Below are 12,663 nucleotides of genomic sequence, written 5' to 3' on the forward strand. Positions count from 1 at the left end.
AGCTTCATGACCCTTCGCAGCCACCTCGTCGAGTTCGCCCCGCCCCAGCAGGCGGCGGTGCGGCGGATCAACGCCGTCCTCGCCCGCGCGCCGCGTCTGCGCACCGACGGCTGGCGGATCGATGCGGGCCAGCGGCTGTCGCTGTGGCTGGACGCGGCCGCCGGGCGGGTCACCACCCCGCGTCTCAGGAAGCGCGGCGTAACCGTCGAGATCGTCCAGACGGACGGCGACCACCCCGTTCCCTTGCGCATCCTGCATCCGACGGGCACGCCCCGCGCCGTCATCCTGGACATCCACGGCGGCGGCTGGGTGCTGGGCAGCGCCGGGCTGAACGACCGACTGAACGCCCATCTGGCGCACCACGGCTTCTGCGTCGTCTCGGTGGATTATCGCCTGCTGTCCGAGCGGCGTCAGATCTATATCGACGCCGCCATCGCCGACTGTCTGGCCGCCGCCTATTGGACGGTCACGAATGTCGATCGACTGGGCGCCTCGACCCTGTTTCTGGCGGGCGAATCCGCCGGCGGGCATTTGGCCGCCCTCACCGCCGTCGCCCTGCGCGACCAGGGGCTGATTGATCTGGTGAAGGGCTGCGTCTTCACCTATGGCGTTTTCGACCTGTCGGGCACCGAAAGCGTGCGCTCGGCGGGACCAGAGACCCTGCTGTTCAATGGCTCGACGATGCAGGCCGATCTGGCGCGCCTGGCGCCGGATCGCGACGAGGCGGCCTTGCGCCAGCCTGACGTCTCGCCCCTTTATGCCGACCTGACCGGCCTGCCGCCCGCTTTGTTCCTCGCCGGCGAACAGGATCCTCTTTTCGAGGACAGTCTGTTGATGGCCACGCGCTGGGGCGAGGCGTCGGACGCGGACTTGATCCGTGTGCCCGAGACCCCGCACGGCTTCCTGCATTTCGGCGGCCCGGCCGCGCGCGGCGCCCGCAAGGCGATCCGCACCTGGCTGAACGCCCGGCTCTAGCTCGCCTCGATCAGTTCGCGGATCCGACTGCCCAGCGCCTCCATGGCGAAGGGCTTGGTCATGACGTGCATGCCAGGGTCCAGGTGTCCGTTGCCGACCACCGCATTCTCGGCATAGCCGGTGATGAACAGCACCTTCAGATCGGGCCGATCGATCCGCGCCGCATCGGCCATCTGACGCCCGTTCATCCCGCCCGGCAGGCCCACATCGGTCACCAACAGGTCGATCCGAGCACCGGATTGCAGCAGCTTCAGCCCCGCCGCCCCGTCCGACGCCTCGATGCATTGATAGCCCAGCTCATGCAGGATTTCGGCGACCAGCATCCGCACCGTCGGCTCGTCGTCCACGACCATCACCGTCTCGCCGGCCTGGGCGCGCGGGGCCTGTTCGACCTCGGAGATCAGATCGGCGTCGTCCACCTCGCCGAAGTGGCGCGGCAGATAAAGGCAGATCATCGCCCCCTCGCCCGCCTCGGAATAGATCCGCACCTGCCCGCCCGATTGGCGCACGAAGCCATAGATCATCGACAGACCCAGGCCCGTCCCCTCGCCCAGCGGCTTGGTGGTGAAGAAGGGTTCGAACGCGCGCGCCGCCACCTCGGGCGCCATACCCGTGCCGGTGTCGCTGACGCAGATGGAGACATATTGGCCTGGCTCCAGATTGGCCGCCCGGGCCGTGCGCGCGTCGATCCAGCGATTGCCGGTCTCGATGGTCAGACGCCCGCCGCTCGGCATGGCGTCGCGCGCATTGATGCACAGGTTCAGCACCGCGTTTTCCAGCTGGTGCGCATCGATCAGAACGGGCCACAGGCCGGCGCCGGCGACCACCTCGACCTCGATCCCCGGCCCTGTCGTGCGCCGCACCAGATCCTCCATCCCGCGGATCAGGCGGTTGGGATTGGTCAGTTTGGGATCCAGGGTCTGACGCCGCGAAAAGGCCAGCAGCCTGTGCGTCAGGGCCGCCGCCCGTTTCGCCGCACCCTGCGCCGCCACAGTGAACCGTTCCACCTCGGCATGACGGCCCTGCGCGATCCGGTTGGTGATCAGTTCCAGACTGCCGCTGATCCCGGCCAGCAGATTGTTGAAGTCATGGGCGATACCGCCGGTCAGCTGTCCGACCGCCTCCATCTTCTGGCTCTGACGCAGCGCCTCCTCGGCCTGCATCAGGGCGCTGGTGCGTTCGGCGACCTGTTCTTCCAGGGTTTCGTTGAATCGCGCCAGTTCGGCCGCCTGGCGGCGCAGGTCCTCGATGTCGGTGTTGGAGCCGACCCAGCGTGTGATCCGACCCTCTTCGTCGTGGACCGGCTCGGCCCGAATTCGGAAGGCGCGATAGACGCCGTCGTGACGCCGAACCCGGAACTCGGTCTCGTAGATTTGACCGCTGGCCAGCGCCGCCGACCATTCCGCCGTCGCCCGCTCCGCATCGTCGGGATGCAGATTGACCAGCCAGCCCTCCGGCCCGTCCAGATCGCCGGGCTTTGCGCCCGTATAGGCATAGACCTGGGGGTTGAACCAATACAGCGACCCGTCCGCCCAGCTGGCCCAGATCTGGATCGGCGTGGCCTGGGCGAAGACCCGGAACTGGGCCTCGCTCTCGCGCAGGGCCGCCTCGCTTCGCGCGCGTTCGGTCGCCGAGCGCACCCGCTCCGCCACCTCCCGCATCAGCCGCAGGTCGCTGTCGGTGTAATGTCGCGGCGTTGCATGATTGACGAACACCATCGCCACGACCCGCCCCTGCTCCATCAGCGGCATGTTGACGAAGGAACCGGCGCTGATCCGCTTCAACACATCGGCGGTGGCGGCGGTGCGGGGGTCCAGCGCGACATCGTCGATCGCCACCGTCTCGCCGCGCTTGATGTCCTCGATGTAGGAGCCGTGCTCGCGGAAGGCCAAGGTGCCGGCGATGCTGTTCACCCCCGGCTGGTTGAAGTCGCGCGCGATGGTGATGGTCTCCGCGACCGTGTCGACCGTCCCGTAACCCGCCCGGCTGACGCCCATCGTGCGGGCCAGAACCTCGGCCGAGGCCTGGGCGATGTCGCCGGCGTCGGTCAGGTCGCGGATCGCGTCGTTCAGCTCCAGCAGGGCGTTCTGGCGCGTCTCGCTCTGCTTTCGCTCGGTGATGTTGTTGAACAGGATGGCGACCTGCCAGGCGCCCGGCTGGCCGATCCGCAACGCCTGCACGTCATACCAGCGACCGAAGATGTCGGCCGGGTTCTCGAACCGGACCGGCTCGCCTGTGCGCGCCACGCCGCCATAAAGATCGAACCAGTGCTGCTCCAGTCCCGGTGCGATCTCGCTGACCCATTTGCCGTAAGGGTCGACCAGGCCGGTCATCTCCTCGAAGGCGTTGTTGCCCTCGACGATCCTGTAATCGATAGGCCGGTCGGCCGCGTCGAACTTCATCTCGATGACGCAGAAGCCCGTCGCCATCGCCGCGAACAGGGCGCCGTATCGCGCTTCGCTCAGCGCCAGCGCCTGGTCCGCCCGGTGGCGATCCGACACATCCATCCCCTGGATGAAAATGCCCCAGACCTGACCGTCCTCCTTCAGCGGCTGGAAGACGAAATCGACGTAGCGCTCCACCACCTCGCCGCCTGGCTCGGCCTGAACGGCATATAGGGCGCTGTCGGCCCGGTGCGCTTCGCCGGTGCGATAAACCTGGTCCAGCAGGTCCAAATACCCCTGCGCCACCGCATCGGTCAGCACCTCGCCCACCGTGCGCCCGATCACCTCGCGGTGGCCGATCACCTTCTGGTAGTTCGGATTGGTCAGCTCGAACCGATGGTCCGGCCCCGTGACCAGCGCCATGAACCCCGGCGCATGGGCGAACATCTGGGCCAGTTGGTTGCGATTGATACCGATAGACAAGGCGTGGTCAGACCGGGTGCTGGACAACGAATTCCCCCAAGGACTTTTGTCCGTTGATCACAGAACCCAAAGCGCGCCGCAGGGTTGCAGCGCAATGTGTCCGACACCGGACATAAGCTTCTATCGCCGCGTTTCTGTGGACAAGGCAAGACGCTGATCCGCAATCGCGAATTTGATCCGTCCACCGATGTTCACAGGCTTGTCCACCGCCGCCGGGCCAATCGTGCACACGGGGGCGAGTTCGGGCGCTTGCCTCATAGCCGGTTTCGTCCGAACGTCAACAGGCCAAGGGACACGGGGCAGCGGAAATCCAGGGAGACCTGGATCTCCAGCGAACCGGCCCGGCTCTCCGACCCGGCGCTTCGGGCGGTCTTCGGATCGTAACGTGCGACAGGCGGGATCCAGGCTCCAGTCCTCGACGGTCTTCGGATCGACGACAGACAGGAGAACCGGATCGGGATCGACGGACGACGCGGACGCAATGCCGCGGAACGCCGAAGACCCTGAGCGCGACAGGATACAGCCGACCGCCCTTTCGGGTTCGCCCGAAACGACGCTGACGCCAAGGTCCAGACCCGAACGGCCAAGTCCAACCCGGACTTGGCGAGGGGACGAAGAGCACGGGTCCGCCCGAACGCTTCGTCCCCTCGCTCAATTGGGGCGCCGACGACATGAAGTCGCACTAGACAGCCGCTGCGCCAGATGCACCCATGGAGTGCAGACGGAGACACCCATGCGCGCGATCCTGTTGGGCCTCGGCCTTGCTCTGACCACGACATCTGCCTTGGCGTCCGTTGAACAGGCGCTCGAACCCCTGAGGGTTTCGCCGATCCGCACCGGCGAGAGGACAGGCCCGACTCTTCCGGAACAATCGCTGCTTCAAATCCCTGGGTTCGAAGTCACCTGTGCAGGCTCTACAGTTCGACCAACATACGCCGAAGATTTACGCATTGAGACAACCCGTTTCGGCTCTGGAAAGAGTGACGTCGTTCTGAACTTCACCGTAGACGAAACAGGACGCACGCGTGACATCCGCCCCTCATCGACACGCCCGCATCGCGCGTCCGACGAAATCCTCATTCCATCGACGCCTCCAACCGACCAGGAGCAAGCCGCTCTTGCGGCCTGGCGCTTTTCTGACGGCCCACGCCGCGACTGCAGTCTGACCATTCGCTATGCTGCAAAGCCTTTAGCGGAAGCCGATCGGAACGAGTTGCTGCGCTACTTCGCCGTCACGCGAACGCGGGGTCCTGTCCGTGATGCCGTCGCGAATCGATTGGCCGGCCCAGAGGCCAACTGCGGCGGTGAACGTCGGGGCGGTCGGCCTCCCCTTACCGTCAGCTTCCCGGACTACAGGATCGGACAGCGACCGCCGCCCGGCGGTCGAGCCTGGACGGTTGTGCGCTGGGGCGTGAACGCTGATGGCCGCGCCGTCGATGTCGAGACCTTGGGCTCGTCCGGCGATGGAGCCTTGGATGCAGAGACCCGACGCGCCGTGTCCGAAACCGTCGTCCAGAGCGGAACGCCGCTGCGGGGATGCGTGGCGAACTTCTATCGTGCTGGCGACCGCCTGCCTGCGCCGGACATGCCCGAACGTGCCGACGACCCGCTGCAAAATTGTCCTGACGACGTTCGCACGCGCTTCCAGACCCGTCGTGGGTCCGACCTTTTCCCGACCGCCTTCCGTGAGCGCGGCATCGAGGGCTGGGCGCTGATGCGGTTCGACCTCGCCACCTGGGGTCAGGTCGGCAATGTCGAGGTGATCGACGCCCAACCCGCCGCCGCGTTCGGCGACAGTGGGCGACGCATGGTGCAGTCGGGCCGCGCCGAGCCGTACCATAGCGCCGGCGTCCGCTGCGTCGTGCCCATCCGTTATAAGATGCCCACAAATCCAATCGACGGTGAAGCGATAGGCATCGCGACAAGCGCCGACAACGCGGCCGACTGACGCCCCGCCTTCCCAAGGCCCCTATCGCCCCGTAAGTCAGGGGCATGAGCTTGTTGGGGAATCGCCTGCTGACCCGTCGCCGTGCGCTGATCGCGGGCGGGGCGGCTGTGGCGGCGGGGGCGATCGGGCTTCGGGCCTGCGGGCGGGCCGAGGCGCCGGTCGACGAACAGGGCCGGGTGCGGCTGCGTTTCGCCACCGACTGGCGCGCCCAGGCCGAACAGGGCGGCTTCTATCAGGCGCTGGCCAGCGGGGCCTATGAGAAGCGCGGGCTGAACGTCCAGATCGTCCAGGGCGGCCCCGGCGTGAACGTGCCGCAACTGCTGGCCTCGGGCGCGGTCGAACTGGGCATGGGCTCCAACAGCTTCATTCCCCTGAACCTGGTCGCGTCCGGCGCGCCGGTGAAGGCGGTCGCCGCCTTCTTCCAGAAGGATCCGCAGGTCCTGATGGCCCATCCGGACGCGGCGCTGGAGACCATCGCCGATCTGGCCGGCCGGCCCTTCCTGTTGTCCGAGGCGGGGATCAGCACCTTCTGGGTCTGGCTGAAGGCCAAATACGGCTTTACCGACGAGCAACTGCGCCCCTTCGCCTATGACCCCGCCGCCTTCATCGCCAATGCGCGGGCGGTGCAGCAGGGCTATCTGACCAGCGATCCCTACGCCATCGAACAGACCGCCGATTTCGACCCGCGCGTCTTCCTGCTGGCCGACGAGGGCTATCCCTCCTACGCCGCCATGGTCCTGGCGCCCAACGCTTTCGCCCGCGACAATGCGGCGGCGCTGCGCAGCTTCATCGCCGCCTCGGCCGAAGGGTGGCGCGACTATATCCGGGGCGACGCGTCGGCCGCCGACGCCCTGATCCGCAAGGACAACCCGGACATGACCCAGGCTGTGCTGGATCAGGCCCGCGAACGCCTGCGCGACTACGCCATCGTCGATGGCGGCGACGCGGCGCTTTACGGCCTGGGCGCCCTGACCGAGGAACGCTGGCAGGCCTTCTTCGACGTGACCTCGAAAGCCGGGGTTTACGAGGCCGGTCTGAACTGGCGCGACGCCTTCACCGACAACTATCTGCCCGGTCGCGGCTGACACGCGGTCGTTGTCGAATCCTGGCTTCACATTAGCGCGGGATTAAGGGTCCGAGCCCTAGTGTGTGCGCTGGAATTCCTCTCCGGAGAGCCGCCGTGCGCCGCGCCCTCGCAGTTTCGATCGTCCTGACCGCCGTCAATCTGGCGGCCGGCGCCGCCGTCGCGCAGCAGGCGCCGACCAACGCGTCGGGCCTGCGCTATCTGTCCTGGCCCGGCAAGCCGCAGGTCGCCGCCCGTGCGACGCCGACGCCCGCCGTCATCCAGGCCGAGGCGCCCGCCCCGACCGTGACCGCCGCCAATCGCACCCTGCCCGGCGCCATCCCGCTGGCCCGCCTGTCGCCCGCCCCCTCGGTCGCCCCCGTGGTCACGACGCCGCGCAGCAACGGCCTGACGCCCGCCAGCGCCTGGATGCCCCAACGCGCACCGATACAGGCTGAGCCTGCGCGGACCGCCCCCGTAGAGGCCGCACCCGCAGAGACCGCACCGGTGCAGGCGACGCGCGTCGCGCCCTCGCCCTATGTTCCGGAGCCGCAGCCTTCCGCGCCTCAGCCTCAGCCTGAACCTCAGATGCAGGCCGCGCAGGCCGAGCCCCAGCCCGCGCCCCAGCCGGCGCAGGCGGCCGTCGCCGACCCGATGGCCCCGCGCCGCGACGCCCCCATCTATCGCCTGCAACGGCCCCAGGCCGGCGCGCCGCTGGACGCCGCCGCCGTCGCCGCCAGCGGTCAGGCCGCCCTGACGCCCACAGCCGGCGACAACAGCGCGCGCTACTATTCGGTCCACCGCCAGGCCGGCCGTCACCCCGACGCCATCCCTGCGCCGCAGCAGACCTACCTCGACGCCATGCCGGTCCAGATGGCCCAGACGCCGCAGTCCAGCGATCTGGCCCAGCCGGACGGTCCGCCCGCCCTGATCCGCAACGCCAACGGCAGCTTGCGCGCCGTGCCACAGACTGAAGCCGACAACCTGCCATGAACGATCGCGCCGTGATCGAACCTGCCGAGATCAAGGGCTCGCGCCTGCCCGAACTCATCGCCCTGGCCAGCGAGGAATCCAGCGAGAAGCGTCGTCTGCTGCTGCGCGAACTGACGGCCCACTTCTTTGGCGCGCCTGCGCCGAACGCCAATGAAACCGCGCTCTACGGCACGGTCCTGGCCAAGCTGTCGGCCGAGATGGAGGTCGCGGTTCGCGCCGAACTGGCCGCCCGTTTCGCCCAGGCCCCCAACGCCCCCCACAGCCTGATCCGCCGTTTCGCCGACGACGAGATCGAGGTCGCCGAACAGGTTCTGCGCGCCTCCACCGTCCTGACCGACGAGGACCTGATCCAGGTCGTGCGCAAGCGCAGCCAGGGCCATCTGCGCGCCGTCTCGGGCCGCGCGACGGTGTCCGAGGCGGTTTCCGACGTCATCGTCGAGCACGGCGACGACGACACCTTGAACACCCTGCTGCGCAACGACGGCGCCCAGCTGTCGCGCGCCGCCTCCGAAACCGCCATCGAGCGCGCCAAGGCCAATCCGGCCCTGCATGCCGCCACGGTCGAGCGCCAGAGTCTGCCCGCCGACCTGCTGAACGAGATGTATTTCGTCGTCGAGGCCCGGCTGCGTCACCAGATCCTGGAACAGAACGCGCGCATGGATCCGGCCCTGCTGGAGGCGGCGCTGGCCGCCGGCCGCACCCGCGTCGCCACCGACGACGGCGCCCTGCCGCCCGACTATGCCGAGAACCTGGCCTATATCGACGAGCTTCAGGCCGCCGGCCAGCTGACGCCTCAGACCCTGATCCGCTTCCTGCGCTCCAACGGCCGCACGCCCTTCCTGATCGCCCTGTCCAAGCTGGCCGACATCGACTTCCACACCGCGCGCGGCATCGTCGAGCGCAAGGACCTGGACGCCCTGTCGGTGGTCTGCAAGGCGGCCGACATGGACCGCGCCGTCTATCTGACCTACGCCGTCGCCGTCCTGGGGGCCGAGGACAACCCGATGGGCAAGGCCGCCGCCTACGGCCGCATGTACGGCGAACTGACCCGCGACGCCGCCCTGCGCACCCTGCGCTTCTGGCGCATGCGCCGCACCGCACAGGCGGCGTAAGCCACACAGGCGGACTTCTCCCTCCCCGTTCCGGGGAGGGTGGTCGCGCAGCGACCGGGTGGGGGCGGCCCGGCAAGGGCGCACGCCTTCGACAGACCAGGTCCGTGGCACGTCGTCCGGCCGCCGCAGCCCGACCCCCTTTTGTGAGCCAACCAAAGCTTTCCGAAGATTCACGTGCAAACCGGCGGTCAACCTCCGAACATCCTGTCGGTGAATCTTGGGAGGGTGACCATGAGAGACCGGCACATCGTCGCATCGGCGATTTTGATGTCGTCGCTCGTATACGGTGCAGCCATCGCACAGACGGCGCCTGCCATCACCAACCGTGACGTGATTGGCGAATGGTCGCTCAGGATGACGCCCGCGGAGGGCGACGGACGCACGATCACCTTCAAGTCCAAAAACGGCGGCCAACTCGTTCAACCGCTGTCGATCACGGCGCGGTCAGGCGATCGGCTGAACTGCACAGTCGATGCCGAACCGGCCCAATGCCGGATCAGAAACGGCAGTCTCTTAATCGTGACAGGCGCGAACGGCATGCGGATGACCTTCACCCTGACAGATCGAACACGTCAGGGATTCGCCGGCGCGGTCGATCTGAGGGTCCGTCTGCTGCCCATCGGCGGGCCTATCGGCACAGTCGATATGGTGCGTCGTTAGCGGCATCCAGCGCCTCGGCCGCCTGCCCCCGAGCAGCGGAAAGGCATCGCACAAAGGCCCAAAGAAAAGGCGTATATATACTTTGCAAATCCGGTGAGTTTGGGCTAGATTGAGCGGGTCAAAGAGGCCCGCCCATGTCCGTTCTGTCCAAGCCCTATTTCCACGATGAAGAAGCCGCCTTCCGCTTCGTTGAGGGCCTGATCTGGTCGAGCGGACCCGTCTGCCCGAAGTGCGGCGGCGTGGACCGTATCAGCGCGATCAAGGCGAACCCTGAGAAGCGCGTCCGCTACGGCCTCAAGAAGTGCGGCCAATGCAAGAGCCAGTTCACCGTCCGCATGGGCACGATCTTCGAGGAATCGAAGCTGCCCCTGCATAAGTGGCTCCAAGCCATCTACCTGATGTGCTCGTCCAAGAAGGGCATCAGCGCCAAGCAGCTGGAGCGCACTCTGGAGGTCACTTACAAGACCGCGTGGTTCCTGGCGCACCGCATCCGCGAGGCCATGCGTTCGGGCGAACTGGCGCCCTTCGGTCAGGACGGCGGCGCGGTCGAAGTCGATGAAACCTACATCGGCCGCGAACCCGGCAAGCCGGTCAAGCGCGCCTTCCACCACAAGATGAAGGTGCTGTCTCTGGTGGATCGCTCCACTGGTCAGGTCCGTTCGGTCGTGGTGGACAACATCCGCCCCGCCACCATCGCTCCTATCGTGCTGGACAACCTGCACCGCGAAGCCCGCCTGATGACCGACGAAGCCGGTCACTATCTGGCGGTCGGTCGTCAGTTCGCGGAGCACGGCGTGGTCCGCCACGGTCAGGACGAATACGTTTCGACCGACGACCGCACCATCCACACGAACACCATCGAAGGCTACTTCTCGATCTTCAAGCGCGGCATGAAGGGCGTTTATCAGCACTGCTCGAAGAAGCACCTGCACCGCTATCTGGCGGAGTTCGACTTCCGCTATTCGAACCGGTCGGCGCTGGGATGCGAAGATCAAGAACGCGCCATGCGCGCGGTCGTGGGCGGCGTTGGTAAGCGTCTGACCTATCGAACGACTGACGGAAGGGCCTCGTTCGCCCGCTAACGGAAAGTGGCGAGGGGCGCGCTGGCGGTAACGGGGTTGACTCCCGATGGGTTTGGCGCCTCTCCCCCATTGTCGATTCGTTAGAATCGGTTATATTCTCGCTTGCGGGTGCTATATGCCGACCCAGACGCCAGAGCGCGTCAGTGGTTGCTGAGAGGTTGAAATCTCAGACCCGCGATTCACTTTTGATGAAAGTCTCTGATCCACCAGAGGTGCTGATCCGACGCCACCAACGCCTCGGCTTCTTTCGGGAAAATCTTGAGGCCGTTTGACCAAGATTTTCCGGTTCCTAGACCCGAGCGATATGATCGGCGAGACAATGGCCGCACAAGATGGTCATCGTGAAGCCCGTAGGGAGAAAGCTCTAGGGCGGCGCCGTAACAGCTAGCGACGTAATCGGCCGCGAGGAGCCCATCATACCCTGAGGAGTGCGGACGCGACGTAATGGCCCGGAGATCGAGGTGTGCCCAGTCGGCGTTTGACGTCCGGGGGCAGTCGCCAACTTTGATTCTTTCCGCGTATCCTTGGAAGCGTTCGTAATCCAGCGTTCGGCGGCGCGAAAACACCATCGCACACTTGCCATTCCCGCTTGGCTCGCGCTCATGAGCGTCCCGACAAATCCACGAAATTCGCTCCAAAAGTAGCTGTGACGCGTAGAAATACAGGTCGCCATTCTTGGTGAGCATCGTGTCCTTTTGGAACGAAGCCTTGTGGCAAATGATCGTAGCGATCTGGATACGGGCCGCCCCAAGGTGCTTCGCATAGAGCCACTGAGCGTTGCGCTGCGCCTTGTTGAACTTTTGGTAGCGCCAACCCGGTCCTTTTCCCGCCTCCTTGGCAGCCTTCTCGAACGCCTCAATGATGGGGTTCTGACCTTTGGTTGTTCGGCAAACGACAGCACTGATGACGAAGAAGTCGCTAGAAAGGGTATTGCCTTTGCCGCCTTCCTGTCCGGACTCGTCGATGAATGCTATGAAGCCGTGACGCTTGGAGTTTGAAGCCATGCCCGACAACAAAGCGGATGAGTCGCAGATTGACAAATTCCGTCAACTTGCGCGCGAGCTAGAGGCCGACGAAGACGAAGCCGCCTTTGAAGAGAAGGTCCGGCGGGTTGCGACCGCGCCGAAGAAGGAGGCTGAGGACAGTGACCATTAAGCTGTCCTCGCAGATCACCGACTCCGAGAAGCGCTATTTTGATGTGGGCTTCACTGAGGGTCGGGAGGCGGCACGTCAGAAGGCAGGGCGGTCTTACGCCGTGCTGATCGTGCTTCTTTCCTTTGTGGGAGCCTTGGCTGTTGGAGCGCTTGCTGGAGCCGTCACTTGGGGCGGTCTGAGCAACTGGTTCTACGCCTGCTTTGCCGTCGTGCTGTGGGCGGGGATAGCCATCATTGGGTGGCTGGTCATATCCACGTCGTAGCGACGGGTTTGCAAAGTACATATACGCCAAAGAAAAACGCCCGCCTCCTGTGGGAAGCGGGCGTCTCGTTACCGAAAACGGTTCGGTTTATTTCTTCGCGCGGGTTCCGGCGGCGCGGGCGGGCTTGCGGCCGCCTTGGCCCAGGCCCATCGACTTGGCCAGTTCCGAACGCGCCTTGGCGTAGTTGGGAGCAACCATCGGATAGTCTTTCGGCAGACCCCATTTGGTGCGGTATTCTTCGGGGCTCATGTCGTATTTGGTGCGCAGGTGGCGCTTCAACGACTTGAACTTGCGGCCGTCTTCCAGGCAGATCAGGAAATCGGGCGCGATCGACTTGCGGATCGGCACCGCCGGTTCCTTGGGTTCAGGTTCGGCTTCGACCGGACCGTTCGACACACCCGACAGGGCGGCGTGAATATTGGCGATAAGCGCAGGCAGGGCCTCTGCGGAGACCGAGTTATTGCCGACATAGGCCGACACGATGTCTGCGGTCATCTCAAGCAGTTCGGACTTATCTTCCATTATCGGCTTCGCTTTCCTGATTTA

General features: G+C 65.8%; 12 protein-coding genes. 9 read left to right on the forward strand and 3 right to left on the reverse strand.

Going from position 1 to position 12,663, the window contains the following annotated elements; genetic code table 11:
• Nucleotides 1-6 precede the first annotated feature (6 nt).
• A complete protein-coding gene (locus tag ABIB58_RS06315; RefSeq protein WP_045810461.1) occupies nucleotides 7-975 on the forward strand; it encodes an alpha/beta hydrolase in 969 nt (322 codons plus the stop codon).
• Here the strand turns inward: ABIB58_RS06315 and ABIB58_RS06320 are convergent.
• Nucleotides 972-3,842: a GAF domain-containing hybrid sensor histidine kinase/response regulator gene (locus ABIB58_RS06320; protein ID WP_354039726.1), complete on the reverse strand. Its 2,871-nt coding sequence runs from the start codon at nucleotides 3,840-3,842 to the stop codon at nucleotides 972-974. The two genes, ABIB58_RS06315 and ABIB58_RS06320, sit on opposite strands and share 4 nt — an antisense overlap.
• A gap of 733 nt (nucleotides 3,843-4,575) precedes the next feature.
• On the opposite strand from ABIB58_RS06320, the gene ABIB58_RS06325 reads away from it, so the two are divergent.
• The 6 genes from ABIB58_RS06325 to ABIB58_RS06350 all read left to right on the forward strand — a co-directional run bounded on the left by ABIB58_RS06325 (nucleotide 4,576) and on the right by ABIB58_RS06350 (nucleotide 10,700).
• Nucleotides 4,576-5,790 carry an energy transducer TonB gene (locus tag ABIB58_RS06325; protein ID WP_354039728.1) on the forward strand — a complete coding sequence of 405 codons (1,215 nt, stop codon included), beginning with the start codon at nucleotides 4,576-4,578 and terminating at the stop codon, nucleotides 5,788-5,790.
• Nucleotides 5,791-5,834: 44 nt separating this feature from the next.
• A complete protein-coding gene (locus ABIB58_RS06330; protein ID WP_354039730.1) occupies nucleotides 5,835-6,875 on the forward strand; it encodes an ABC transporter substrate-binding protein in 1,041 nt (346 codons plus the stop codon).
• Between the two features lie 95 nt (nucleotides 6,876-6,970).
• Nucleotides 6,971-7,846: a hypothetical protein gene (locus ABIB58_RS06335; protein ID WP_354039732.1), complete on the forward strand. Its 876-nt coding sequence runs from the start codon at nucleotides 6,971-6,973 to the stop codon at nucleotides 7,844-7,846.
• Nucleotides 7,843-8,958 (forward strand): DUF2336 domain-containing protein, encoded by a 1,116-nt coding sequence (locus ABIB58_RS06340; protein ID WP_354039734.1) that lies wholly within the window; start codon nucleotides 7,843-7,845, stop codon nucleotides 8,956-8,958. Before ABIB58_RS06335 ends, ABIB58_RS06340 begins: the two co-directional genes overlap by 4 nt.
• Before the next feature lie 174 nt (nucleotides 8,959-9,132).
• Entirely contained in the window at nucleotides 9,133-9,618 is a 486-nt protein-coding gene (locus tag ABIB58_RS06345) for a hypothetical protein (protein ID WP_354039736.1), read from the forward strand.
• A 134-nt stretch (nucleotides 9,619-9,752) separates the two neighbouring features.
• Nucleotides 9,753-10,700 carry an IS1595 family transposase gene (locus ABIB58_RS06350; protein ID WP_288758389.1) on the forward strand — a complete coding sequence of 316 codons (948 nt, stop codon included), beginning with the start codon at nucleotides 9,753-9,755 and terminating at the stop codon, nucleotides 10,698-10,700.
• A gap of 179 nt (nucleotides 10,701-10,879) precedes the next feature.
• Here ABIB58_RS06350 and ABIB58_RS06355 read toward each other — a convergent pair whose 3' ends face one another.
• Nucleotides 10,880-11,704, reverse strand: a complete 825-nt coding sequence (locus ABIB58_RS06355) for a DUF3800 domain-containing protein (RefSeq protein ID WP_288758388.1) — start codon at nucleotides 11,702-11,704, stop codon at nucleotides 10,880-10,882.
• On the opposite strand from ABIB58_RS06355, the gene ABIB58_RS06360 reads away from it, so the two are divergent.
• Both ABIB58_RS06360 and ABIB58_RS06365 read left to right on the forward strand, forming a co-directional pair.
• On the forward strand, nucleotides 11,703-11,855 hold the full coding sequence (locus tag ABIB58_RS06360) for a hypothetical protein (protein ID WP_288758387.1): 153 nt from the start codon (nucleotides 11,703-11,705) through the stop codon (nucleotides 11,853-11,855). The genes ABIB58_RS06355 and ABIB58_RS06360 overlap by 2 nt on opposite strands.
• Entirely contained in the window at nucleotides 11,845-12,117 is a 273-nt protein-coding gene (locus tag ABIB58_RS06365) for a hypothetical protein (RefSeq protein ID WP_288758386.1), read from the forward strand. The genes ABIB58_RS06360 and ABIB58_RS06365 overlap by 11 nt, the downstream gene beginning before the upstream one ends.
• Nucleotides 12,118-12,204: 87 nt before the next feature.
• Here the strand turns inward: ABIB58_RS06365 and ABIB58_RS06370 are convergent, their stop codons facing one another.
• Nucleotides 12,205-12,639, reverse strand: a complete 435-nt coding sequence (locus ABIB58_RS06370; RefSeq protein WP_354039739.1) for a Ros/MucR family transcriptional regulator — start codon at nucleotides 12,637-12,639, stop codon at nucleotides 12,205-12,207.
• Between the last annotated feature and the right edge of the window lie 24 nt (nucleotides 12,640-12,663).

Source organism: Brevundimonas sp. UYEF29, assembly GCF_040546195.1.
Taxonomy (GTDB): Bacteria; Pseudomonadota; Alphaproteobacteria; order Caulobacterales; family Caulobacteraceae; genus Brevundimonas; species Brevundimonas huaxiensis.